This window comes from Rhodococcus sp. KBS0724, assembly GCF_005938745.2.
Taxonomy (GTDB): domain Bacteria; phylum Actinomycetota; class Actinomycetes; order Mycobacteriales; family Mycobacteriaceae; genus Rhodococcus_F.
Genome location: NZ_VCBX02000001.1, coordinates 6,660,209 through 6,684,525 on the forward strand (window position 1 = coordinate 6,660,209; position 24,317 = coordinate 6,684,525).

The 24,317-nt window shown below is 62.7% G+C and carries 22 protein-coding genes; 16 read left to right on the plus strand and 6 right to left on the minus strand.

From position 1 onward, the window contains the following. Window positions 1-40 precede the first annotated feature (40 nt). Together FFI94_RS30745 and FFI94_RS30750 are read left to right on the plus strand one after the other, a co-directional pair. Window positions 41-1,282 carry an MFS transporter gene (locus tag FFI94_RS30745; protein ID WP_138871163.1) on the plus strand — a complete coding sequence of 414 codons (1,242 nt, stop codon included), beginning with the start codon at window positions 41-43 and terminating at the stop codon, window positions 1,280-1,282. A gap of 4 nt (window positions 1,283-1,286) precedes the next feature. Next, the gene (locus FFI94_RS30750; protein WP_138871164.1) at window positions 1,287-2,267 is read left to right on the plus strand and encodes a bile acid:sodium symporter family protein; all 981 of its coding nucleotides are present in this window, start codon (window positions 1,287-1,289) and stop codon (window positions 2,265-2,267) included. Window position 2,268: 1 nt separating this feature from the next. Here the strand turns inward: FFI94_RS30750 and FFI94_RS30755 are convergent, their stop codons facing one another. Together FFI94_RS30755 and FFI94_RS30760 are read right to left on the minus strand one after the other, a co-directional pair. Next, complete coding sequence (locus FFI94_RS30755; protein WP_138871165.1) at window positions 2,269-2,874, minus strand: YqgE/AlgH family protein; 606 nt, start codon at window positions 2,872-2,874, stop codon at window positions 2,269-2,271. A gap of 12 nt (window positions 2,875-2,886) precedes the next feature. After that, window positions 2,887-3,582, minus strand: a complete 696-nt coding sequence (locus FFI94_RS30760) for a TetR/AcrR family transcriptional regulator (RefSeq protein WP_138871166.1) — start codon at window positions 3,580-3,582, stop codon at window positions 2,887-2,889. Between the two features lie 153 nt (window positions 3,583-3,735). On the opposite strand from FFI94_RS30760, the gene FFI94_RS30765 reads away from it, so the two are divergent. The 3 genes from FFI94_RS30765 to FFI94_RS30775 all read left to right on the plus strand — a co-directional run bounded on the left by FFI94_RS30765 (window position 3,736) and on the right by FFI94_RS30775 (window position 6,533). Further along, the gene (locus FFI94_RS30765; RefSeq protein WP_138871167.1) at window positions 3,736-4,677 is read left to right on the plus strand and encodes an NAD-dependent epimerase/dehydratase family protein; all 942 of its coding nucleotides are present in this window, start codon (window positions 3,736-3,738) and stop codon (window positions 4,675-4,677) included. 99 nt (window positions 4,678-4,776) lie between these two features. Then, window positions 4,777-5,211, plus strand: coding sequence for an SRPBCC family protein (locus FFI94_RS30770; RefSeq protein WP_260684445.1), 435 nt, complete (start codon window positions 4,777-4,779; stop codon window positions 5,209-5,211). Between the two features lie 26 nt (window positions 5,212-5,237). Continuing rightward, window positions 5,238-6,533, plus strand: coding sequence for an MFS transporter (locus FFI94_RS30775; RefSeq protein ID WP_138871169.1), 1,296 nt, complete (start codon window positions 5,238-5,240; stop codon window positions 6,531-6,533). Here FFI94_RS30775 and FFI94_RS30780 read toward each other — a convergent pair. Further along, on the minus strand, window positions 6,530-7,981 hold the full coding sequence (locus tag FFI94_RS30780) for a CCA tRNA nucleotidyltransferase (protein ID WP_138871170.1): 1,452 nt from the start codon (window positions 7,979-7,981) through the stop codon (window positions 6,530-6,532). The genes FFI94_RS30775 and FFI94_RS30780 overlap by 4 nt on opposite strands. Before the next feature lie 202 nt (window positions 7,982-8,183). On the opposite strand from FFI94_RS30780, the gene FFI94_RS30785 reads away from it, so the two are divergent. The 6 genes from FFI94_RS30785 to FFI94_RS30810 all read left to right on the plus strand — a co-directional run bounded on the left by FFI94_RS30785 (window position 8,184) and on the right by FFI94_RS30810 (window position 16,987). Beyond that, entirely contained in the window at window positions 8,184-8,663 is a 480-nt protein-coding gene (locus tag FFI94_RS30785; RefSeq protein ID WP_138871171.1) for an NUDIX hydrolase, read from the plus strand. A 2-nt stretch (window positions 8,664-8,665) separates the two neighbouring features. After that, the gene (locus FFI94_RS30790) at window positions 8,666-11,005 is read left to right on the plus strand and encodes a DUF6049 family protein (RefSeq protein ID WP_397495588.1); all 2,340 of its coding nucleotides are present in this window, start codon (window positions 8,666-8,668) and stop codon (window positions 11,003-11,005) included. Then, window positions 11,002-14,853, plus strand: a complete 3,852-nt coding sequence (locus tag FFI94_RS30795; RefSeq protein WP_138871173.1) for a murein biosynthesis integral membrane protein MurJ — start codon at window positions 11,002-11,004, stop codon at window positions 14,851-14,853. The genes FFI94_RS30790 and FFI94_RS30795 overlap by 4 nt, the downstream gene beginning before the upstream one ends. A 49-nt stretch (window positions 14,854-14,902) precedes the next feature. Next, window positions 14,903-15,484, plus strand: a complete 582-nt coding sequence (gene sigM / locus FFI94_RS30800) for an RNA polymerase sigma factor SigM (RefSeq protein WP_138871174.1) — start codon at window positions 14,903-14,905, stop codon at window positions 15,482-15,484. A 190-nt stretch (window positions 15,485-15,674) separates the two neighbouring features. Continuing rightward, complete coding sequence (locus FFI94_RS30805) at window positions 15,675-15,899, plus strand: hypothetical protein (RefSeq protein ID WP_138871175.1); 225 nt, start codon at window positions 15,675-15,677, stop codon at window positions 15,897-15,899. A gap of 389 nt (window positions 15,900-16,288) precedes the next feature. Then, window positions 16,289-16,987, plus strand: coding sequence for a hypothetical protein (locus FFI94_RS30810; RefSeq protein ID WP_138871176.1), 699 nt, complete (start codon window positions 16,289-16,291; stop codon window positions 16,985-16,987). A 29-nt stretch (window positions 16,988-17,016) separates the two neighbouring features. On the opposite strand, the gene FFI94_RS30815 is transcribed toward FFI94_RS30810, so the two are convergent. Beyond that, entirely contained in the window at window positions 17,017-17,580 is a 564-nt protein-coding gene (locus FFI94_RS30815) for a helix-turn-helix domain-containing protein (RefSeq protein ID WP_138871177.1), read from the minus strand. A gap of 98 nt (window positions 17,581-17,678) precedes the next feature. Between FFI94_RS30815 and nox the strand changes: the two genes are divergently transcribed. The 5 genes from nox (at window position 17,679) to FFI94_RS30840 (ending at window position 22,293) form a co-directional block, all read left to right on the plus strand. Beyond that, the gene (nox, locus tag FFI94_RS30820; protein WP_138871178.1) at window positions 17,679-18,863 is read left to right on the plus strand and encodes a 4,4'-dithiodibutanoate disulfide reductase; all 1,185 of its coding nucleotides are present in this window, start codon (window positions 17,679-17,681) and stop codon (window positions 18,861-18,863) included. A 56-nt stretch (window positions 18,864-18,919) separates the two neighbouring features. Further along, window positions 18,920-19,501 carry a TetR/AcrR family transcriptional regulator gene (locus FFI94_RS30825; protein WP_138871179.1) on the plus strand — a complete coding sequence of 194 codons (582 nt, stop codon included), beginning with the start codon at window positions 18,920-18,922 and terminating at the stop codon, window positions 19,499-19,501. A 110-nt stretch (window positions 19,502-19,611) separates the two neighbouring features. Then, window positions 19,612-20,619 (plus strand): thioredoxin-disulfide reductase, encoded by a 1,008-nt coding sequence (gene trxB / locus FFI94_RS30830; protein ID WP_138871180.1) that lies wholly within the window; start codon window positions 19,612-19,614, stop codon window positions 20,617-20,619. A gap of 34 nt (window positions 20,620-20,653) precedes the next feature. Beyond that, complete coding sequence (trxA, locus tag FFI94_RS30835; protein ID WP_033235297.1) at window positions 20,654-20,977, plus strand: thioredoxin; 324 nt, start codon at window positions 20,654-20,656, stop codon at window positions 20,975-20,977. A 128-nt stretch (window positions 20,978-21,105) separates the two neighbouring features. Beyond that, window positions 21,106-22,293, plus strand: a complete 1,188-nt coding sequence (locus FFI94_RS30840; protein ID WP_033235298.1) for an N-acetylmuramoyl-L-alanine amidase — start codon at window positions 21,106-21,108, stop codon at window positions 22,291-22,293. A gap of 10 nt (window positions 22,294-22,303) precedes the next feature. On the opposite strand, the gene FFI94_RS30845 is transcribed toward FFI94_RS30840, so the two are convergent. Both FFI94_RS30845 and FFI94_RS30850 read right to left on the minus strand, forming a co-directional pair. Beyond that, a complete protein-coding gene (locus FFI94_RS30845) occupies window positions 22,304-22,987 on the minus strand; it encodes a GNAT family N-acetyltransferase (RefSeq protein WP_138871181.1) in 684 nt (227 codons plus the stop codon). 256 nt (window positions 22,988-23,243) lie between these two features. Beyond that, window positions 23,244-24,317, minus strand: coding sequence for a ParB/RepB/Spo0J family partition protein (locus tag FFI94_RS30850; RefSeq protein WP_138871182.1), 1,074 nt, complete (start codon window positions 24,315-24,317; stop codon window positions 23,244-23,246).

Here is a 24,317-nt window from a genome sequence, read left to right on the forward strand (position 1 = left end):
CCCCTAGGATACGTAGGACGACCCATGTATTTTCAGGACGATGCTCATATCCGAGGAGGGGCTTCCCACGTCCACGACAGCACCCACCGCGCCCACTGCCACCCGTCGGACCAACCGGCACTTCTACGGTGTCGGCTACGTCCTCACCGTGATCCTGCTCGGCGCGAATATGCCCACCTCCGTCTACGGGCTCTACCGCAGCGAGTTCGGATTCACGCCCACAATCCAGACGCTCATCTACGGCGTCTACGTCGCGGGGTTGGTTCCGGCGCTACTGTTCTTCGGTCCACTCTCCGACTTTCTCGGCCGACGCGCCGTGCTCCTGATGTCCCTGGCTTTGAGCGTCGTCGGAACCCTTGTTCTCGCCTTTGCCGACGCCACCGTCTGGCTCTTTCTCGGCCGGATCGCACAAGGAATTGCGGTGGGCGCGGTCAGCGCGGCGGGCAGTGCGGCTCTCGTGGAACAGGAACCGGCGTTCGATCACCGGCGCGCGGCCCTCGTCTCCACCGTGACGGGTGCGCTCGGCGGCGCACTGGGACCCCTCGTCTCCGGCGCAATCGCGCAATACCTACCCCAACCACTGCGCCTGCCGTACCTGATTTTCCTGGTCGCGTTTGTTCCCGCCCTGATCGTTCTGTTGCTGCTGCCGCGCGGCACCAGGACCGCTCGTCCGAAGAGCCTGTTCCAGATTCCCCGCGTTCCCGCGGTCATCTCGAGCACGTTCTGGCTCAGTTCACTTGCGGTCGCGCTCTCATGGGGAGCGGTTGGCCTGTTTCAATCCGTCGTCCCGTCCTGGATGACCAGCCTGCTCGGCATCAACAACCTTCTGCTGGCCGGCGGCGCCGCCGCACTCGTCATGATCTGCTCCGTGATCGCTCAACTCGGCGGAAGCAGGATGGACCCCCTGGCGTCCACCATTGTCGGTCTCGGCATTCTTGCGCTCGGGATGATCGGACTGCTTGTCGTCGATATCCTTCCGAGCCTCGCGCTGCTGAGTGTTGTGACCGTGGTGGTCGGCGCCGGGCACGGATTGGTTTTTGCCGGCGGAATGAAACGAGTCAACGCCGCGGCGCGAGCACACGCCCGCGAAAGCCACGGCGCGATCCTCGCTGCGTTCTTCACCGTCAGTTACGCGGGCCTGGCGATACCGTCCATTCTCGCGGGCATCGCCATCACCATCCAGGGAATGCAGACCGCGATCATCGAACTGTCGATCATCGGAGCACTCCTGTGCCTGGTCATGATGATCGTCAACGCCCGCGCAGCCCGTCGTTATCCTTAGCCCTGTGAAGTTTCTGAACAGGTTCTACATCGACGGCTTCATCCTCGGCATCATCATCGCCGCAGTGCTCGGAAGTGTGTTCCCGGTATCGGGCACAGCGCAGACCGTGCTCGACTGGGCTACCAAGATCGCGATTGGCTTCCTGTTCCTGCTGTACGGCGCCCGCCTCTCGCCGCAGGAAGCGTGGAAAGGCGTCAAACACTGGCGGCTGCACAGCGTCGTGCTGGCGTCGACGTTTGTCCTGTTCCCGCTGATCGGCCTGGCACTGCGAATCCTGTCGCCGACCCTGATCAGCGACGAGCTGTACACCGGCATCCTCTATATGTGCCTGGTTCCGTCGACAGTTCAGTCATCGATCGCCTTCACCTCGATTGCCAAGGGAAACGTTGCGGGCGCGATTGTCAGTGCGTCGTTCTCCAACCTGATCGGCGTCTTCATCACACCGCTCCTAGTGGTCCTGCTGATGAACACCACGGGCGAGGCAACCGTCGATTTCTCGTCTATCCTCGACATCGTCGTACAGCTGTTGGTCCCCTTCATCGTCGGTCAGCTGATCCGGCCACTGGTTATCGGCTGGCTTCAAAAGTATGCAGAGCCAACAAAGTTCGTCGACCGCGGTTCCATACTCCTTGTTGTGTTTGCCGCCTTCAGCGAGAGCATGAACGAGGGCATCTGGAGCACCATCACGATCTGGCAGATCGTGATCCTGATGGTGGTGTGCTGCGTGATCCTGGCGGTAGTGCTCGCGGTAACAACGTTCGCGGGGCGCAGGCTCGGCTTCGACCTACCCGATCAGATCGTCATCATCTTCTGCGGATCGAAGAAATCCCTGGCGACGGGTCTACCGATGGCCGCTGTCCTGTTCGCGGGCCAACCCGTCGGCCTGATCGTGTTGCCGCTGATGATCTTCCATCAAATCCAGCTGATCGTATGCGCCGCGCTGGCGCAACGCTTCGCGAACCGTGATCCGATCAGTATCGGCTAGATCAGTTCCGCTCGACCTCGATGGGATGAGTGGCCAGCATGGCCAGCGGCAAGGGCTGGCGTCGTAGCACCCGGGCCCACACATCGATGCGCGACGGTGTCACGACGTCCGACGGCAAGGAAGCGGTCACCATCCAGTCGTCCCGCTCGAGTTCCGAATCAAGCTGTCCCACAGTCCACCCCGAGTATCCGGCAAAGATACGGATTCCCTCGACCAGCGGAGCAATCACGTCGGGATCGGAATCCAGATCCACCATCACGACCTTGCCGTCGACGCGGCGCAAACCGGCGACACCGTCGATGACGGCCCCGTTGCGCGCCGTGCCCAGGCACAGTGCGGAATCACGTTTTACCGGTCCGCCGACGTACAGGGCAGACGGATTGGCGGTCAGTGGCGCCCATTGCGGAAGTACGTTCTGCACGGCCGTCTCGCTCGGCCGATTGATCACGACGCCAAGACTTCCCGCGTCGTTGTGTTCGATCATGTAGATGACGGTGCGGCGAAACGCAGGTTCGACGAGGTCGGTAGACGACACCAACAAGCTGCCTGGCCCAACCTCGGGTTCGATCCAGGCCATACGGTCTTCGGGTTCTTCTGCGTGCGACACATCTACATCATCTCACTCCAACCCCGCCATCTCCGCGAGCAAAGCGAGGTGCCGCTCGAAAAGCTCGGCGGGTTCGGTGAAGGTATCCGATCCGTACTGCCCGAACACCTCGAAGTTCACAGAACCGAACAGCGACACCCACACCAAGGTTCCGCGGGTGATCGCCTCCGGCAGCAATTCGACGCCCAGCTCCGCGCGCACACGTTCGAGATCCGACATCAACGGTTCACCCACCGCTGCGTCGGCGAACGATGTGAGAGCACCCGCCCGATAGGCGCTGTCGACTATCGCGATCAGCCTGGTGACCACCCGCGTACCCGGCCCGGTGGTCTGCTCGCCGGGTGCGTTGTAGCCGGGCACCGGGCTGCCGAACAGTAATCCGTATCTGGCGGGCTCGCGGACCGCCCAAGCCCGGACCGTACGACCCAAAGCCAGAAACTGACCCCGATAGTCGTCTTCTCCAACAGCATTCACCGCAGCATCCACTTCGCCGCCCAGCTCGGTGTAAGCATCCACGACAAGAAGGGTGAGCAGTTCGTCACGGCTTGCCACATACCGGTAAACCGCCGAGGATACGACGCCCAGATCTCGCGCCACCGCACGCAACGACAGAGCCGCGGCTCCGACTGCCGCCAAGTGTTCCCGTCCGATCCGGGTGATGTCCTGCAAGGTCTGTTCGCGTGCACGTTCGCGGGGGGTACCGGCCATGGGGAACAGCTTGCCTCAATTCCGAGAGCAGAGCCAACAAACGAGAGCAATCTAAATAAAAGAGAGCAGTGCTCTTGACATTGCCACCTGCGAGGCGCATCCTAGAAATCGAGAGCAGTGCTCTCTAACTACGAACCTCAGGCAGGAGCCATCATGTCGAACCTCGAAATCGTCACCGGCGCAGGACCAGTCGGATCCACCGTGGCGCTACAACTCGCCGAGCATGGCATCAATGTCCGCCTCCTGACCAGATCCGGAAGCGGACCCAAGCACCCCCGTATCGAGCGTCGACGCGTCGATGTGTCGGATCGAGAAGCCCTGCGTACCGCAACCGAGGGCGCCACCGCGATCTACCACTGCATTCACGCCGCCTACAACGCCGCGGACTGGGAACGTGAACTCCCCGCAGCAGAAAAAGTCATCCTCGACGTCGCAGCTTCGTTGAATGCCGTCGTGGTGTTCCCCGAGAGCCTCTACGCCTACAACTCCGACACCGTGATGACGGAATCCGACCCACGCAACGTCACCGGCGGTAAGCGCGGAGTGCGCGCGACACTACTGCGCGCCCGCGAAGTCTCTGCAACACCCACCGTCAGTGTGGTGGCGTCCGACTTCTTCGGCCCCCACGTGCGCACAGCTCACGCCGGCGAACGCATGGTCCCGAAAGTTATGGCAGGAAAGAAGATTCGGGTGATCGGATCAGCAGATCAGCCGCACTCCTTCACCTACGTACCCGACCTCGCGGCGGCAATGATCGCCGCGGCACACAATCCGGAACTGTGGAACTCCGTCCTGCACGCGCCCACCGGACCCGCGCTCACCCAACGCACCATTGCCGAAGCCTTCGCCGACGCCGCCGGAGCCCCCGCCGCCAAAGTGGGAGTTCTCCCGGCTTGGGTTCTCGACACCGTCGGCAAGGTGCACACCGACACCCGCGAGCTGGCAGAGATGAATTACCAGTTCACCAAGCCTTTCGTGATGAATTCGACTGCCAGCGAGACCCTCCTCGGACTCGCACCGACACCGATCGATCAAGCGGCGCGCGAGACCGTCGACTGGTGGCGAGCAGAACAGGCCCGCATCGCGGCAGCCTGACGAGCACGCACCTTTCCAATGAATGGGATTTACGTTCCCACACGCTGCACCAGCTCCCTAGTGTCCACGTCACACCATGCGAGCACTAGAGAGGTACTTATGCCCACGCTTCTTCGAACGACCACTCTGCCTGCCGATCCCGACCAGATCTGGTCTGTGATCAAAGGATTCGACGAGCTCGCCTCCTGGCACCCGCGCGTTCCGCCCTCCGAAATGGAAGAGAACGCAGACCCGACCACGCCCGGCGCCGTACGCAGATTCATCGTCGACGGCAACGTCGTGGCACGTGAAGAGTTGATCGAACATGACGATCGTGGCCGAACCTACAGCTACGAGGTGCTCGACCAACCGCTCCCGGTCGACAATTACATCGCCCGCATCGAAGTAGTGCCGGCGCCTGACGGCTGTGAAGTTCGATGGACCGCCACCTACGACGGAGCCGACGACATCATCCCCGTCGTGGAGAACGCCTTCGGCGACAACGTGTACTTGGTGGGCCTCGATGCACTGCGGGACCGGTTCGACCGCCGGTAGTTCGGTTCCCGCTAGAGTTTCCCTACATGACCCCAGCCTCGAACCGCCGCGAGGCTTGGTCTCGGACGCTCCACACCGTGCGCGAATCCCCGGGCCTCGGACGGTTGGCGCTTGTCCGCTTCTCGAGCCAGTTCGGCGACGGGTTGTTTCAGGCCGCATTGGGCGGCGCGATCCTGTTCAACCCGGAACGCGAAACGGATCCGGTGGCCATTGCGGCGGGGTTTGCCGTACTGCTGCTGCCCTATTCGATCATCGGCCCCTTTGCCGGTGCACTACTCGATCGTTGGGATCGGCGCCTCGTCCTACTGTGGGCGAGTGTTCTGCGTGGTCTGCTGATCCTGACGACCGCTGTACTGCTCGCTACCGGGGGCGGGGACACTCCACTGCTGCTGTGTTCGTTGGCGGCTATCGGGGTGAGCCGATTTGTCGGTGCCGGTGTCTCGGCCGCACTACCGAAGGTGGTCCGGCAATCGTGGTTGGTGGCCACCAATTCCGTTCTCACAACCGCAGGTTCAGTGGTGTCAGCCCTGGGTGCAGCGGCGGCGGTGACCATTATCGGGATTGTGGGTGCCGGTGATCGCGCCTCCGCAATCGCCGTCGCGTGCGCTGCCGTCGGGTCGGCTGTCGCGGCTCTGGCAGCAGCACGGTTCACCGCCAGATCACTTGGCCCCACCACCTCGGAAAGAACCAGCACCGGTGCGCTTCATTCCGTCCTGACGGGCCTGAAAACCGGAGCCACCGCCGTCTGGCAGGCCCCCGGCGTCACCACCACGATGCTCGGAATCGGCGCGCACAGAATCTGTTTCGGCATCAATACCCTGATCATGGTGCTGGTGCTTCGGGACACGTCGAACGGTTCAGCGCTACCTGGCGGGATGGCGGGATTCGGTGTAGCCGTGGGCGCCACGGCCATCGGCATGCTGATCGCAGCACTGATCACACCGTTCGTGATTCCGCGGCTCGGTCGCTCTCGAACCGTCACCTACGCGCTGACAGCCGCGGTGATCATTCAACTCGTTCTTGTCACCACGCTGACGCAGGGATCACTCCTGATCGCCGCCTTCCTCCTCGGCATTGCCGGTCAAACCGTGAAACTGGCCGGCGACGCCGCGATGCAGATCGACATCGACGACGACCGTCGTGGCCAGGTTTTTGCCTTGCAGGACACCGTGTTCAACGTCGCCTTCATCGGTGCGATCGCCGCCGCGTCGACGATCATCGCACCCGACGGCAAGAGCGTCGGCTTGGCCCTTGCCGGTGCGGGCGTCTACGCCTGCGGACTGACGGCGGTGCTGATCAACCGCAAGAAGCGGGAGAGCTAGGACTGCTGAGCAGCCCACCACTTCAACAGCTCTGCCTCGGCCTCGTCCCGATCGAGGGGACCACGATCGAGACGCAGCTCCTTGAGGAAGGTCCACGCCTTACCCACCTGTGGGCCGGCCGGAATGTTCAGCAGTTCCATGATGGCGTTACCGTCGAGATCCGGACGCACCCGAGCAAGGTCTTCTTGCTCGGCGATGCGGGCGATCCGCTCTTCGATGTCGTCATACGTGGCCTGCAACTGCGCGGCCCGACGCTTGTTGCGGGTGGTGCAGTCGGCGCGCACCAACTTGTGCAACCGGGGGAGCAGTTCACCGGCATCGGTGACGTACCGTCGTACGGCGGAGTCGGTCCACTGCCCCTTGCCGTAACCGTGAAAACGCAAGTGCAGGAACACGAGCTGCGAGATGTCGTCCACCATCTGCTTGGAGAACTTGAGGGCACGCAAACGCTTGCGCACCAGCTTGGCACCGACAACCTCATGGTGATGGAAGCTGACGCCGCCGCCGGGCTCGTTACGCTTGGTGTCCGGCTTGCCGATGTCGTGAAGCAGTGCGGCCCAACGTAATACGAGGTCCGGATCGCCGTCCTCGAGGTCGATGGCCTGCTGCAGCACCGTCAGCGAATGCTGGTAGACGTCCTTGTGCTGGTGATGCTCGTCGATCTCGAGCTTCATCTGCGGGATCTCCGGCAGCACGTAATCAGCCAAACCGGAATCGACCATGACGTTGATGCCGTCCAACGGATACATGCCGAGCATGAGCTTGTTGAGCTCGGTTTGCACGCGTTCGGCCGTGATCCGCTCGATCTGCGACGCCATGTCCTTGATGGCGTCGAAAACGCGATTGTTCAACGTGAAACCAAGCTGCGACACGAACCGCGCGGCGCGCAGCATCCGCAGCGGATCGTCGTTGAACGAGTTCTCCGGAGCCGACGGCGTATCGAGTTCCCCGGCCAGCAGAGCGTCCATGCCGTTCAGCGGATCGACAAACGTGAACGAACCGTCGGCACCTATCGCCATGGCCATCGCGTTGACCGTGAAATCGCGCCGCACCAGATCGTCGGCAAGATTCTCGCCGTACCGGACTACCGGATTACGCGATACCCGATCGTAGGCATCCGCCCGGAACGTCGTGATCTCGATCTCCTGGCCGTCCTTGATGGCGCTGATCGTGCCGAAGTCGATCCCGGTATCCCACTGCTTGTCGACCCAGCCCTTGAGCAGAGCCTGCACCTTCTCGGGGCGCGCGTCCGTCGTGAAATCAAGATCACCGCTGAAGCGGCCCAGGATTGTGTCGCGCACGCTGCCACCCACCAGGTACAGCTCGTGGCCGGCCGCTGCGAAGCGCTCACCCAGTGGGGTCAACACATCGGAGAGCGTGCGCAATGTGTCGGAAGCGTCGGCAAGGAGCCGTGCACGGCGATCGGCATCGGAGGTAGGGGCAGTCACGTCGATTGAGCTTACTTAAGGTGCACAAATAGCAGAACGCGCATATCCGCGCATATCAACGCGAGTACCCGGTTTGCGCGGGTTACCGGCCAACTAGTCGAGGCCAACTAGTATCGATGAGGTGTCAGGTGCCGAACGAACGAACAGGAGCCGCCGCAACTCGCGGCGCCGTCCTGCCGTCGGCAATCCTGAACGATCCCCGATGCGTACCGTCCGCGAAACTTCGGCAGGTGGATTGGTCGTCGACGGCTGGGGCGGGCCGCCGGAACGCCTGTGCGCTGCACTGATCGGACGAACCGACCGCCGCGGTCGTCTGCTGTGGTCGTTGCCCAAAGGACACATCGAACAGGGCGAGACCGCCGAGCAGACTGCGATGCGTGAGGTCGAGGAAGAGACCGGCATCCAGGGAACTGTCCTCGCGCCACTCGGCAGTATCGACTACTGGTTTGTCACCGAGGGCCGACGCGTCCATAAAACGGTGCACCACTATCTCCTGAGATTCCTCGGCGGTGAACTGTCCGACGAAGACGTCGAGGTCACCGAAGTGGCCTGGGTGCCGCTGGCGGAACTGCACTCACGCCTCGCGTACGCCGATGAACGCAAACTGGCAGAACTTGCCGCCCAGATGATCGCCGAGATGCCCCAGGCACCCATGCTTCCGAAGGAACCGGACGCAGGATGAAAATGGCTCTACGGCGAGCGGGCATCGCCGCTCTGGTGATGGCCGCTGTCGGTGTGACGGGATCGCTCGGGGCCGGTCCGGCGCACGCACTCCCCACCTCGGACAACAGACACGTTCAGGCACCGCGCACCAGCACCGACGGCAAGTTCCTCGAGCTGTCCATCGAATCCACGACACCGACCACCATTACGACAACCAGCACTCCCACCGTGGTGGTGAAGGGCACGGTCAAGAACGTCGGCGACCGCCCCGTCGAAGACGTCGGAGTGCGGTTGCAACGAGCGCCGGCCATCGACAACGCCGCCGACGTACGCGATGCCCTCGAATTCGATCAAGCCATCTTCGACACGGTCGGCGAGTTCGACACCGTCGCCACCACCCTCGAGCGGGGTGAATCGCGACCGTTCACCCTCTCGCTGCCGCTGCGCAGCACTACCGGAACCTCACTCGAGATCTCCGAACCCGGCGTCTACCCGATGCTTGTCAACGTCAACGGCACCCCCGAATACGGCGGTGCGGCGCGGCTCGACGACGCGCGTTTCCTCCTCCCGGTTCTGGGCGTTCCCGGCGCGACCGCCACCAGTACGTCGAGCAGCTCCGCCACAGCCGTCGTGGCGCCTGATACGTCCAACCCCGTCGGCGTGACGATGATGTGGCCGCTCGCTACGGCTCCCAGCCTGGTCGGCGGAATCCCCGGATCCGTCAACGACCCCGTGCGTCTGATCAACGACGACCTCGCCACCGAACTCTCGGACGGCGGCCGCCTCGACGCGCTTGTCGACGCCGTCGAAAACGCCACGAAACCCGAGATCGACACCGACAACAAGGTGCGAGATTCACTGTGCCTCGCCATCGACCCTGACCTCGTGATCACGGTCGACAACATGACCCGCGGTTACCTGGTCGTCGACAACGCGGCAGACCCCACCGGCGCGGCCCACGACGGTCGCGGACAGGATGCTGCGTCCAATTGGTTGCAGCGAATCAAGACGCTGGCAGCATCGATGTGCACAACATCCGTCCCGTTCGCGCAAGCCGATCTCGCGGCAGTCGGTACCGTCGCCCATCCCGAACTGACGGCGACGGCCATCGACCGACCGGCCGACATCGTCGACACGATTCTCGGTGTGACCTCGCTCCGCAATTTCGTGTGGCCGGATTCCGGAGTCCTCGACTCCGTCACCGTCGACACACTGAGCACCCGGCCGACAACCACCCTCGTCGCGGCCTCGTCCGTGGATTCGAGCGAGGCGCAACTGTCGTCCCGCATCACCGACACTGTCGACGCACTTGCCTTCGACACGGCGGCGGCAGCAGCTTTTGCCGCGACCGGATCCAACCCGTCGACGCCGTCGTACATCGACGAGGACACCGCGCCGCAACTCGAAACGGAATCGCGGGTTGCCCGGCGCCAGGACGCACTCGGTGCCATGGCGTGGTCCGCGTTGACTCCCACCGCCGTGCCGCGCAATCAGATTCTGGCGCCGCCGCAACTGTGGAGCGCCGACGCGGACGACGCCGGCGCAATGCTGTCGATGCTCGCCACGCTCATCCGATCCGGCCTGGCGACACCACAGTCCCTTCCGGCGCTGCTCGGGACGCAACCAGGCTCCGCCGACACGGCAACTCTGGAATATCCGGAGCGGGCAACTCAGGACGGTCCGCAAACAGCCGTCATCGACACCGCACAGGCTCAACTACCGCGGATCGACGCTCTCGAACTCTCACTCGTCGACGACCCGCAGGTTCTCCTCACTCCGCGCTCCTTCACCGCGCCGCTTCGTGAGGATCTGCTGCGCGCGATGAGTTCGGCCAATCGGCGCGACATCAACATCTTGTCCGTCCGCAACGCCGAACGCGCTGCAACCATCCGCGCGAGCAATGTGACCACCAGCGTCAACGGCCTCTATCAAGCCGTCAGCGTCGTATCGCCGGGCGGCGTGTACACACTGGCGTCGGGGCAGAGCCCGCTGCTCCTCGTGGCACGCAACGAACTGCCGATCGCCATCAACGTCAACCTGCGGGTGGACGCGCCGCCGGAGATGAAGATCAGTGACATCGGTCCCAAACAATTGCCGCCGCGCGGTAGCCGACAATTGACTGTGCCAGCGGAAATGAACGATTCTCGCAAGGTGGTCGTGAACTTCTCGCTCACCACCACCGACGGGTTCCAATTGGGCACCCCGACCAGCGTGACCGTACGGTCGAATGCATACGGTCGTCCGTTGGCCGCTGTGACTGCCACAGCAGGAGGATTGTTGTTGTTCTTGGCCGGACGACGGCTGTGGCATCGATATCGGGGTCAGCCTGATCCAGCAGATGAAGGGTACAAACGTTCATGACCGGGAATCCGCCTGAGGGCAAACGGTCCGCGATCACGCGCCGGAACACCGCAACCGCGTCACATCCGCGCATGCCACCGTGGGAACGCGGGTACCCGATCCAGCCGGTCAACCCGGACGCACGTTTCGACGACTCACCCACCATGACCATTCCGGTGATCCGCGACTACCCGCGGTACCGGGAAGCGGAAATGGAGTTGGCCGGTCGGCCCGTCTCGGAGCCCGGCGAGATTGATCCCGACTCACACGTCGAAGCCGGCGACCGCAAGGAAACCAACTCCCGACTCCTCGCGGCTACCGGTTCCATCGCCATCGCGACGCTCACGAGCCGCATCACGGGATTCGCCAAGCAGTTGATGATCCTGATGGTCCTCGGGCCGGCCATCGCAAGTTCGTTCACCGTCGCCAGCCAGATCCCGAACATGATCGCCGAACTGGTCCTCGGCGCAGTTCTGACCGCAATCGTCGTCCCCGTCCTGGTTCGCGCCGAACGCGAGGACAAGGACAAGGGCGAAGCCTTCATCCGACGCCTCTTCACGGCGGCCCTTGTCCTGCTCGGCATGGCTGCGCTACTCGCGACCGTTGCCGCACCCTTACTCACCAAATACGTCTTCCTGTCCGAAGACGGCAAGGTCAGCACCGACCTGACGACCGCGCTCTCCTATCTGCTGCTGCCGGCAATTCTGTTCTACGGACTGTCTGCGCTGTTCACGGCGTTCCTCAATACCCGTCAAGTCTTCAAACCCGGAGCCTGGGCGCCGGTGCTCAACAACATGGTCGTCCTCGTGGTGCTCGTGATCTACCGCTTGACTCCAGGTGAGATCTCGCTGGATCCGGTCTCGATGGGCGACGCAAAACTGCTCACTCTCGGCATCGGCATCACCGTCGGCGTCATCGTGCAGGCCGCAAGCCTCATTCCCGCGCTACGACGCGAGAACATCTCGCTCAAGCCGCTGTGGGGTCTCGACGACCGTCTGCGTCAGTTCGGCGGTATGGCCGTCGCAATCGTGTTGTACGTCCTGATCAGTCAGATCGGCATGATCTTCGCGACGCGCATTTCCTCGCACGCCGACGAAGCCGGCCCCGCGATCTACAGCCAGGCCTGGCTGCTGCTGCAGTTGCCGTACGGCGTCCTCGGCGTGACGGTTCTGACCGCGATCATGCCGCGTCTGAGCCGCAACGCCGCAGCCGAAGACACTCCGGCCGTCGTCGACGATCTGTCCGTCGCGACGCGCCTGACCATGATCACGCTTGTCCCGATCATCATGTTCCTGACCTTCATGGGACCCCAGGTCGGTGAAGCGCTCTACGGTTACGGCCGCTTCGGCACCGAGCAGGCCGAGCGACTCGGTACCGCTGTCAGCTGGTCCGCGTTCACTCTGATCCCGTACGCCCTGGTGCTGATCCAACTCCGCGTCTTCTACGCCCGCGAACAAGCGTGGACACCGACATGGATCGTCCTCGGTATCACCGCTGTGAAGATCGCCTTCTCCGCTCTGGTTCCCCTGGTTGCATCCGATACCGATCAGGTCGTGATCCTGCTCGGTGCAGCCAACGGGCTCGGCTACATCACCGGCGCAGTCATCGGCGGGTACCTCCTGCACCGCAGCCTCGGAAACCTCCAGATGGCCAACGTCGGCAAGACCGTGTGGTCCGTCGTACTCGCCTCTCTGGCCGGTTCACTGACAATGCTTGCCGTGGACCGGGTACTCGGATTCCACAAACTCACCGAGAACCTGGGCGGTCCCGGATCCTTCATTCGCGTAGCCGTCGGCGGCATTCTCATGCTCGCCATCACCTTCACGATCCTGTACTTCAAGAAGATCCCCGAAGTGCGCTCGGTAACGGTTGCGGTCTCGCGCAAGATTCGTTCTGTGTTGGGTCGCCCCGAACCGGCATCGAAGTCGGCCACCGGTAATGCGGCTGCGCGTGACGACGATGCTGTAACCGAGCTGATCCCGGCCGTGCGAACGGAATCGAACCAGCACGAACGACCAGGTGCGCTGCCGTACCCTGGTCCTGGAACCACAAGGTCGCAACCCGCACAGAATCGGGGATGGGCAACCGAAAGTGAAGGAGCGAGGGTGAGCGACGACAAGGTCTCTGACGACAAGAATGCCGGAACTTCTGCCGTGAAAGAGTCCACGTCGGCCGGGGCGACGCCTACGGCTGCGCCGCGAGCAGAGGCTCCCCGGAAGCAGTCACCACAGCAGCAGGCGCCGCAGACACGTGCACTCAAGCCTGAGCCCCCCAAGGCCGTGCCGAACAAAGCAGTGCCGCCCGCCGGATCTGCCAAGACGCCTCCGGCTGCACCCGCACCCGCACCCGCATCTCGGCCCGCTCCCCGCGGACCGAAGCTCATTCCGGGCGCCTCGGTCGCCGGTGGTCGCTACCGTCTGCTCGCGCCGCACGGTGGAACTCGCGGACTGCAGTTCTGGGAAGCACTCGACGTCAAACTCGATCGCGAAGTAGCCCTGACGTTTGTCGACGCGGAACAGCGCGGCGACGACAACGCCCAGTCCGGTCCGCAGGCTGTGCTCTCCCGTACCTTGCGCCTGGGACGAATCAACTCGCCGGGCCTCGCCCGTGTCCTCGACGTCGTCCGCGGCAGCTCGGGCGGCATCGTCGTCGCAGAGTGGACGCCTGGCCGATCACTGCGTGAAATGGCCGAGACGACGCCGTCGCCCATCGGTGCGGCGCGCGCGATCCGCAGCCTCGCAGCTGCTGCCGAGGCAGCCCACCGCTCGGGTGGCGCCCTGTCCATCGATCACCCCGATCGGGTGCGCATCAGCATCAACGGCGACGCCGTACTGGCGTTCCCCGCAACACTGGCCGACGCGGATTCCACCAGCGACGTTCGTGGTCTGGGCGCCATGCTCTACGCCCTCATCACGGCTCGGTGGCCGCTGGCGCAGCCGTCGGCCGGACCCGTCGGCGGGTTGCTACCGGCCGGCCGCGACGCTTCCGGGAACCCCATCGAGGTGCGGGGAATCCGTCCGGAGGTGCCGTTCGACATCTCGGCAGTTGCCACGCGCGCCCTGCAGGCAGAGAGCGGAATCCGTACTGCCGCAACGGTGCAACATATTCTCGATCAGGCGTCCGTAGTCAATGACAAGACGGAACTGATTCCCGCTCTGCGCCTCGGACATCGGGACCCCGGCAACTCCGGACATGCTCTGACGGATCCCGAGGCCATCGAAGCCGAGAAGAAGAAGTCGACGCGCATGCTTGCCGCGTTGACTGCGCTGGGCGTCTTCACCGTGATCGTGCTGATCCTGCTCGGCGTGTGGGTGGCCAGCTTCCTTTCCGGTAGCAGTTCCAACACTCCGCTGAGTGAGCAGAGCTTCGGCTTGACCACGGAAGCTTCTGCGCCCGAGGAAACTTCGGCGCCCGCCCCGCTGGTTGCCACGGCTCCGGTCGGCGCGTCCGCAGTGGCTGTGTTCTCACCACAGGGCACCCCGGATCAGCCCGCCACGGCAAAGAACGCCATCGACGGGAACCCCGCAACGGAGTGGTCGACGGACGCGTACTTCCAGCCATTCCCGTCGCTGAAGAACGGCGTCGGCCTGATGGTCACGCTGGACGACGCCGCGACTTTGAAGAACGTTGCCATCACGTCCGATTCGCCGGGTAGCGTCGTGGAAATCCGTTCTGCCCCTTCTGCCGGAACAACTCTCGATCAGACGAAGCAAATCGGGACCGGAACTTTGAAGAACGGTGTCACGGAAATTCCGGTCACCACCGACAGCCCGAGTCAGTACGTTCTCATCTGGATTACCGAACTCAGCACGCAATCCGGACAAAACCAAACAGCCATCTCGGACATAACGTTCAACGCTGCTCGTTAGCCCGTCCCTGACCCCTCCCGATGCCCCACTCCTGGGCTAACATCCGCCCGTGCACACTTATCGGGGGGGCACCGGGGGCGAGGCAACGGATGTCGAATTACTGACAGCACATGTGGCGGGCGATCCACATGCTTTCCGTGAATTGCTGACCCGGCATCAGGATCATCTCTGGCACGTCGCTCGGCGTACCAGCTATTCGGACGAGGACGCGAGTGACGCCTTGCAGGAAGGCTTGCTGTCCGCGCATCGCAACGCGTCGAAGTTCCGCCGCGATGCCGCCGTGCGGAGTTGGCTGCACGCGATAGTTGTCAACGCGTGCCTGGATCGGATTCGGCGAAACAAGTCACGCCAAGCCTTTTCGCTCTCTGCCGACAATGTGGAGGAACCGCGCGATTCCCACGATCATGTCGAAGCGGTGGACATGAGGATGACCGTCGATCAAGCTTTGGCCCTTCTGCCACCTGAGCAGCGCGCTGCCGTCGTTGCGGTCGACATGGAGGGTTACCCCGTAGCCGAGGCCGCAATTCGGCTGGGCATCCCCGTAGGAACGGTGAAGAGTCGCTGCGCTCGCGCCCGCAAGCGTCTGGCCGGCGAACTGGCCGAATTCGGTGGCCGCGGGAACCGATCGTGACGTCGACTCTCGCAGCAAAGACCACTCGCAATGACTATCAGACAGCGCTGTCTATACGTCCTCGCTTGTGTTGGGTTTGCAGTATTCGGGTTTCATCTAGGGCACACGGCCGGGGTGGGCTGGATCGACGCCAACGGGATCTCCATGCTGAGGACGAGCGGACTGAACATCAGCGGCGTGGTGGGAGCGGGTGCAGTGGGCACTCACCGCGAGTAACTCTCCGAACGCAACAACGAGGGTGCTCGCCATCCAGATGCTCAATGCACTCTCGTCCAAGTCGGAGTTGGATGACGAGGACCGCGAGTTCGTAGAGCTCGCTTACGAACTGATCGTAGAAGAGGGCGCGGAGTTCGAGTTCGAGTTTCCCCCCGCCCCTGGGTCGACGCCCGGCCGTGATGACAACACGGACCTCTGATTCTGTGTCAGACTTGGACAGCAACCTGAGGGACGGTGAAACGTGAGCGCAGCCCACGAAATGAGGGAACGGACCCGCGACGAGCGAATTATCGCGGCTCGCGGGCTGTCAAAATGCGCGCGCGGAAAGGTATCCGTCCCTCGGTGAAACTACAGAGAATGGCGCTGGAACGTTTGTCATTCGAATCCCCGACAACTGAGGCATCGCGCACGGTTTCGTCACAGTAATTCGGGTGGCAGTTCTCAGTTTCAGGCAGCACCTCAGATCGCAAAGGCTGTTCGGCGACGAACCGTTGTGAGTTCGGTGGCCGCGGGAACCGATCATGACGTAGGCGCGTCTAATCCTTGTGAGCACCAGAACAGGTGGTCCTGTGCAGAAAGGGGAGGCTCGTGAACGACTCGTACGTTCCTGCCCCACCTTTCTCCGAAGACCTACTGGCCGATCTTCACGGCGGTGTTCTCGACCCGGAAACCAGTGCTGCCTTGTGGCTCGTCGTCGAAGAGGATCCGGAAGCACTGGCGTTCATCGGAAACCTCGACAACGTCAGCCATTCACTGCGCACGTGGGATGAGCGCTTCGCCGCGCACGAACCCATGCCGCCCGAGTTGGCAACGCGCATTCACGCCGTCTTGGATGACGAGTGGAAACAGCAACGCAGTTCCGATTCGACGGTGGTTTCCATCAATCGTTCGCGCCGTCGGATATTGATCGGCGGTGTTGCTGCAGCTGCCATAGCCGTTGTGGCCGTGTTGATTGCAGTCCGCCCCACCGAGTCGGGCACCGCCGTCACTGCTCAACCCACTCCCACCGTCAGCGAGAACCCGGCACCCGAGAGCTTCCTTGCTTTGATGGGATCCAAAGCTCTTGGACCACTGGAGGATCCACTCAAGCTGGCAGGGTGCCTGCAGGCAAACGGATTTCCTTCAGATGAGCCAATTCTCGGCTCGGGCGAGGTCACCGTCGACGGCAACCCAGCCGTGGTTCTCCTACTACGCGGCACACAGCCACGTCAGATCACCATTCTCGCCGTCGGTCCCGAATGCAGCGCCGACAACCCGAACACGTTGTCCGTCAACACTATCGGCTAGTTTATTTCTCGGTCTTCATTTCTCTGCGTTCATTTCTCGGCGGCAGGCAGCAACATCGCCAGGATACGTGCGCGGAGCGCTTCCGTATCATCCTCCACCGCAATGAGACTCGAAAACATCGCAGCTCCCGCTGCCATAACGAGCACAGCTTTTGCGTCCAACAATGCGCCGTCGCGGTCTTCCGAATCTTCCAGGAACAACTGAGTACTCGGCCCACTGAAACCACGCCACAATTCGTTGCGCAGATCGTCGTGATCGCGCAACGCCGCCAATAGGCCCGGCGCCGCGGCACGAACCTCGGGTCGGGAGAACAACTGCGCGCTACCGGCCACCACCCAGCGGATCCACCCTTCGCGATCCGTTCCCGCGAAAGGCGTCAGATCCGGGGTGGCGCCGAGGATCGATCCGAGAACCAAGTGAGCTTTCGACGACCATCGGCGCGACATCGACGCCCGACTGACTCCAGCTCGGGCAGCTATCGCGCGCAGGCTCAGTTGCTCCCAACCGACCTCGAGAAGCATGGTGCGGGTGACTTCGAGGACTGTGTCGTCGATGCGTGGGTCCCGGGGGCGACCAGATCCTGTGGTGTTCATCGTCTCGAATTGTCGAACAGATTTGGCGTCGGCGCTATATCGTCATATATACGAGTCCACTGGCATCGTAATGGATCCGCCGAAGCAGGAAGAAGAAAATGAGCCCCACGATCTTCGAACCGGCCCGTCTCGGGCCGCTGACCTTGAAGAACCGCATCATCAAAGCTGCCACCTTTGAAGGTGTGATGCCGCGGGGAGCGATCTCCGACGACCTGATCAACTTCCATGCCGAGGTCGCTCGCGGCGGTGCCGCCATGACAACCGTCGCGTACTGCGCCGTCTCACCCGGTGGCCGCGTCCACCGCGACACCCTCGTCATGAACGAACAGGCACTGCCAGGACTGCGCCGTCTGACCGACACGGTCCACGCCGAAGGAGCACTCGCCGCCGCGCAGATCGGCCACGCGGGACTGGTGGCCAACACCCTCTCCAACAAAACCAAGACCCTGGCTCCGTCGACACGCTTGAGTCCGCCGGCGATGGGTCTCGTCAAGGGAGCGACGCTCGCAGAACTCAACGGGGTTGTCGCCGACTACGAGCGCACCGCACGCATTGCCGTCGACGCCGGATTCGACGCCATCGAGGTGCACCTCGGCCACAACTATCTGCTCAGCTCGTTCATGAGCCCCAACCTGAACAAACGCCACGATCAATATGGCGGAACTGTCGCCAGGCGTGCCGAATATCCGCGTCGAGTGATCGAAGCCGTCCGGCAGGCGGCCGGACCCGCGGTTGCCGTCACCGCGAAGTTCAATATGTCCGACGGCGTTCCCAAGGGATTGTGGCTCGATCAGAGCCTGCCCATTGCCAAGATCCTCGAGGCCGACGGTCATCTCGACGCCATGCAATTGACCGGCGGCAGTTCACTTCTCAACGGAATGTACTTTTTCCGCGGCGACGTGCCGATGGCGGAATTTGTTGCGTCCCAGCCGAAACTCGTGGGTTACGGCCTCAAACTGTACGGCCCGAAACTCTTTCCGAAGTACCCCTTCGAGGAAGGGTTCTTCCTTCCCTTCGCCCGCCAGTTCCGCGAGGCTCTGAACCTGCCGCTGATCCTGCTCGGCGGGATCAATCGCGTCGACACCATCGAGGGTGCACTCGGCGAAGGCTTCGAATTTGTAGCCATGGCTCGGGCATTGCTCCGAGATCCTCAGTTAGTCAACAAGTTTGCGTCGGAATCGGTTTCCGAAGGACTGTGCGTCCATTGCAACAAGTGCATGCCCACCATCTATACCGGCACGCGCTGCGTCGTACGAGAGGCGCTGCGCCCGGCGACCACGTAGCCCGTGGCTCCCCACTAGGCTGTTCGACAACCGAGCAGCGTACGAAGGGAGTTCACGTGCCACGGATCAACGCCCCCACCGTCGGCGAGCATCGCGCAGCACAGCGTCATGCACTTCTGAACGCTGCCCGTGAGGTGCTTGCCGAAGGAACCGCGGACATCCCGTCGTTCGGTGAGATAGCCGCACGCGCCGGCCTGGCTCGATCCAGCGTCTACCAGTACTTCAACTCCCGGCAGGACTTACTCGACGCACTGGTCGAGGATTCGTTCCCGCGGTGGTCCCAGAAGTTGACCGAGGCCATGGCGGAAGCCGACGGGCCGGCCGGCCGCATCCTCGCGTACGTCGACGCCAATCTGACCTTGGCCGCCGATGGCGAGCATGCGATCGCGGCGTCGCTGAGCCAGATTGCATCCGGCCCGAAGTTCGACGAGAAGAGTCGGGCACTGCACGCCGATCTCGTCACTCCGCTGCTGCACACGCTGCAAGAGCTTTCCGCGGGCGACCCCACCGGCATGGCCGAGCTGATCAACGCCATAGTCCATACCGGTGTCCGGCAAATCGAACGCGGCACCGATCCGGATCTGGTGCGTCGAAATGCGGCCGCCCTGGTGGCGCCGTATGCAGCCGACCCCAGCTGAGCGCCTCGCCACTTTTGCGACGAGCCCGGGAACAACACCCCTTATCCTGGTGTTGATCGGTACGGCTCTCGGGAATCGACGGGCCTGCACTTAACTACTGGAAGGCTCGCATGACCACCCAGCTGGAAAACACGCCCGCGGTCCATGACGTCATCATTGTCGGTTCCGGACCCGCCGGTTACACCGCTGGTGTCTACACCGCGCGTGCTGAGCTCCAGCCCGTGCTCTTCGAGGGAACCCAGTTCGGTGGCGCCCTCATGACCACCACCGAGGTCGAGAACTTCCCCGGATTCCGTGAGGGAATCATGGGTCCGGACCTCATGGAACAGATGCGTGAGCAGGCACTGCGCTTCGACACCGACATCCGCACCGAGGACGTCGAGGAAATCGATCTGAGCGGGCCGATCAAGACGGTCGTCGCGAACGGCGAAACGTACGCCGCGCACGCGATCATCCTCGCGATGGGCGCGGCAGCGCGCTACCTGGGGATTCCCGGTGAAGAGCGTCTCCTCGGCCGCGGCGTCAGCGCCTGCGCCACCTGCGACGGCTTCTTCTTCCGCGACCAGGACATCGTCGTGGTCGGCGGCGGCGACTCCGCCATGGAAGAAGCAACCTTCCTCACCCGCTTCGCTCGCTCGGTCACCCTGGTGCACCGCCGCGAGGAGTTCCGTGCCTCGCGCATCATGCTCGAGCGCGCCAAGGCGAACGAGAAGATCCGCTTCCTCACCAACGCCGAGCCCATCGAGGTGCTGGGCGAGAACAGTGTCACAGGCCTCGTGGTCCGCGACACCGTGACGGGCGAGACCTCCACTCTCGAGATCACCGGCATGTTCGTTGCCATCGGCCACGATCCCCGCAGTGAGCTCGTCAAGGGCCAGGTAGACCTCGACGACGCCGGCTACGTCCGCGTCGCTCCCGGTTCCACCGCAACGTCCGTCGACGGCGTGTTCGCTGCCGGAGACCTGGTCGACCACACGTACCGTCAGGCCATCACCGCTGCCGGCACCGGATGCTCCGCTGCGATCGACGCCGAACGCTGGCTCGCCGACCGCGGCGACATCACCGCAAACACCCTCGATGCCGCCGGTCATGCCGTCGACGTCGTCGGCGCCCCCTGATCCCAGCTCGTTCACAACCCTCGAGGAGTAACCAGTGTCGAATACCGTCACCATCACCGACGATTCCTTCAAGCAGGACGTCCTGGGCAGCGACAAGCCCGTTCTCGTCGACTTCTGGGCAACCTGGTGCGGCCCGTGCAAGATGGTCGCCCCGGTTCTCGAGGAAATTGCCGGTGAGAACAGCGACAAGCTGACCATCGCCAAGCTCGACATCGACGCCAACCCGGCCGCAGCCCGCGACTTCCAGGTCATGTCGATCCCGACGCTGATCCTGTTCAAGGACGGGCAGCCCATCAAGACCATCGTCGGCGCAAAGGGCAAGGCCGCGCTGCTCAAGGAACTCTCGGACGTACTCTGAGTACCCTGTGAACGTGGGGGATTCTCGCAATCCCCAGGTTTTCTGAGATAATCGATCGATGTGCCTGATCAGATCCATTTCCAGGCACATCGATCGAATTCTTTTGCCGATCTGAGAGGTTTTCACGCATGCATCGACTCCGACACGGTGATCACGGCCCGGCCGTCGCCGAGATTCGGGGCACATTGACGAAGCTGGGATATCTGCATCACATCCCGTCCAGCATTCGACGTGAAAGCGGCGACGGTGCCCATTGGGTTGCGCCGGACGTCATCTTCGATCATCACCTCGACAGCGCCGTTCGTGCCTTCCAGCAGCAACGTGGGCTGCTCGTCGACGGCATCGTGGGCCCGGCAACGTATCGGTCCATTCGTGAGGCGTCGTACCGCTTGGGCGCCCGCACTCTGATCTACCAGCTGTCCGCTCCGCTGTACGGCGACGATGTGGCAGCTCTGCAGACCAAACTTCAGGATCTCGGCTTCTACTCGGGGCGCGTCGACGGTTTCTTCGGGCCGATGACGCACGAGTCGTTGTCGTCGTTCCAGCGTGAGATCGGCATTGCCGCCGACGGTATCTGCGGCCCTCAGACTCTGCGTTCTCTCGATCTTCTCGGAACTCGTGTCACGGGCGGTTCACCCCACGCGATCAGCGAGGAAGAACTGGTTCGTCGCAAGGGCCCGCAGCTGGGCGGCAAGCGGATCGTCATCGATCCAGGTCTGGGCGGACCGTCCACCGGAGCAATCGTGAACGGTATCTCCGAGTCCGATGTGTTGTGGGATCTTGCGATGCGCCTCGAGGGGCGGATGGCCGCAACCGGAATGGAGACGTTCCTCTCGCGCCCGCACAATGTCGATCCGTCCGAGGCCGATCGCGCATCAACGTCCAACGCGTTCGACGCGGACCTGATGATCTCGCTGCGGTGCGACAGCAACCCCAGCCCGTCGGCAAACGGTGTGGCGAGCTTCCATTTCGGAAATTCACACGGTTCGGTCTCGAAGATCGGTCAGATTCTCACCGGGTTCGTCCAGCGCGAGATCGTTGCCCGAACTCCGTTGCAGGACAACAGAACTCACGGTCGCACGTGGGAATTGCTGCGACTGACCAACATGCCGACGGTACAGATCGACCTCGGTTACCTCTCCAATGCGAATGATGCTGCGGTGCTTACCAATCCGCGCATGCGCGACACCATCGCCGAGGCCATCCTGATTTCGGTCAAACGCCTGTACCTGCTCGGGCAAGACGATCAGCCCACCGGTACGTTCACGTTTGCCGAGCTTCTTGCAGAAGAACTTTCGGTATCGGACCGCAACTGACGCGCGTTTCTCACACGCGCGTCAGTTCACCGACCTGAATCATCTCGAGGGCTGCAGCTTGTAGGAGTCGATCGAGGGCTTCCTCGACGTCGACCTTCCACTCGTGGTCCCGATTGAGTTCGAGTCGCAAGCGCGGGTACCGATGATGGGGCGCGACAACCTCGAAACCGTAATCCTCGAGGAAGTCTGCGCTGATCATGCATTCCTGGGGTGAACATTCCAGTGCCGCAGTTGCCGACGCGATATCCGAAGCCGACTCCTGCTCGTCTGTACGGATTCCGAAAGCTTCGAGCGCACGAACACCGCGGCGGACAAGATCGGTCACCACAGCGGAAATGAGGGCCGGACCGAGGCTTTCCTCGATACCCGACGGTTCCAGCCGAAGACTGGTCAGCAGAACAGCGTCGGAGCTGACCGGACTGGTGGGGAACATCTGTGCCCGCGGAATGCTGCGGGGAGGGGCATAGAGAGCACTGCCGAGTGGTTTTCCGTCCTTGACCGCAACCTGGCCGCAGGATCCCCATTCGAGCATGACCATCGACAGCCACGCTTCTTTTTCGAATTCCTGATCGCAGAATCCGCGCGCCTCGTGAAGCGCCGCCGGATCCATCTCCCAGAACACACAACGTCGAGCGTGGGCCGAGAGTTGATCGAGACCGTCAAGACGCAGCGATGTGATGACGTGAGTCGACACTGGCTAACTCACTTCCGTAGGTCGCGATCTCAATTTTGGTCTCTGTCGAACATGTAGATCTCCGCCGCACATTTTTGCCCCACCCGACGCGTTTTCCTTCTCCAGAATAAGCCACCACAACTCCGTTTGCGCTGTCACTACACCCGCCACATCAAAACCGTTGCAGTTCAATAGATTTCACTGTGACAGAACGTTCAAGGTCGCTATTTTGTCACAGTGACGAAACTAGCCGGTACGCCTGGATGTCAGCGTTTCGTCACTTGTTCGATTTCTGCGCTTCCATCATGCCCACGATGCGCTGAAGGTCGTCCACCGAGCCGAACTCGACCACAATTTTGCCCTTCCGCTTACCCAAACTGACCGTCACGCGAGTGTCGAACGAGTCGGACAACCGCTCCGCTACATCCTGCAGACCCGGCATCACAATCGGCTTCCGCTTCTGCGGGGGAGCGATCTCATTGTCCGCGCGGTTGGCCAAAGTGACGGCTTCCTCCGTCGCTCGAACCGACATTCCTTCCGCCACGATGCGCGCCGCCATCACTTCCTGAGCGTCGGCACCCGCCTCGAGGGAGAGCAATGCACGAGCATGCCCAGCCGACAGAACACCCGCAGCGACGCGTCGTTGAACAGCCACCGGCAGCTTCAGCAGACGGATCATGTTGGTCACAACCGGGCGCGAGCGACCGATGCGGTTCGCCAACTCCTCGTGCGTTACTTCGAATTCTTCGAGCAACTGCTGATACGCGGCAGCCTCCTCGAGGGGATTCAACTGAACACGATGAATGTTCTCGAGGAGCGCATCACGCAACATCGAGTCGTCATCGGTCTCACGAATAATCGCCGGAATCTTCTCGAGGCCGGCTTCCTGGCTCGCGCGCCAGCGACGCTCACCCATGACAAGTTGGTACTTGTCACCGTTGCGGCGAACCACGATCGGTTGCATCAAACCGAACTCGCGGATGGAATGCACCAACTCGGCAAGTGCTTCCTCGTCGAAAACGTGACGCGGCTGCTTCGGGTTGGTTTCGATCAAACTCGGTTCGATCTCGAGATAGACAGCCCCAGCGGGTGCCAGTTCCGACTCGAGTTCATCCGCAGTCGGCACTGCGGTCTTTGCGACTGTAGCTTTGGATTTTGCCGTTTTCGGGGCCGCGGTCTTCGGTGGGGGAGGGGAGGGGTTGGCCTTCGCGCCGCCGATTTCGCCGCTTCCCACTTCACCGCCGATGATGAGGTCCGCTGCTGCCGCGCCCAGTCCTGGTGCAGTGGCCGGACCGGTAGGAATCAGTGCGGCGAGGCCGCGGCCCAATCCGCCTTTACGTGCCTGGCTCAT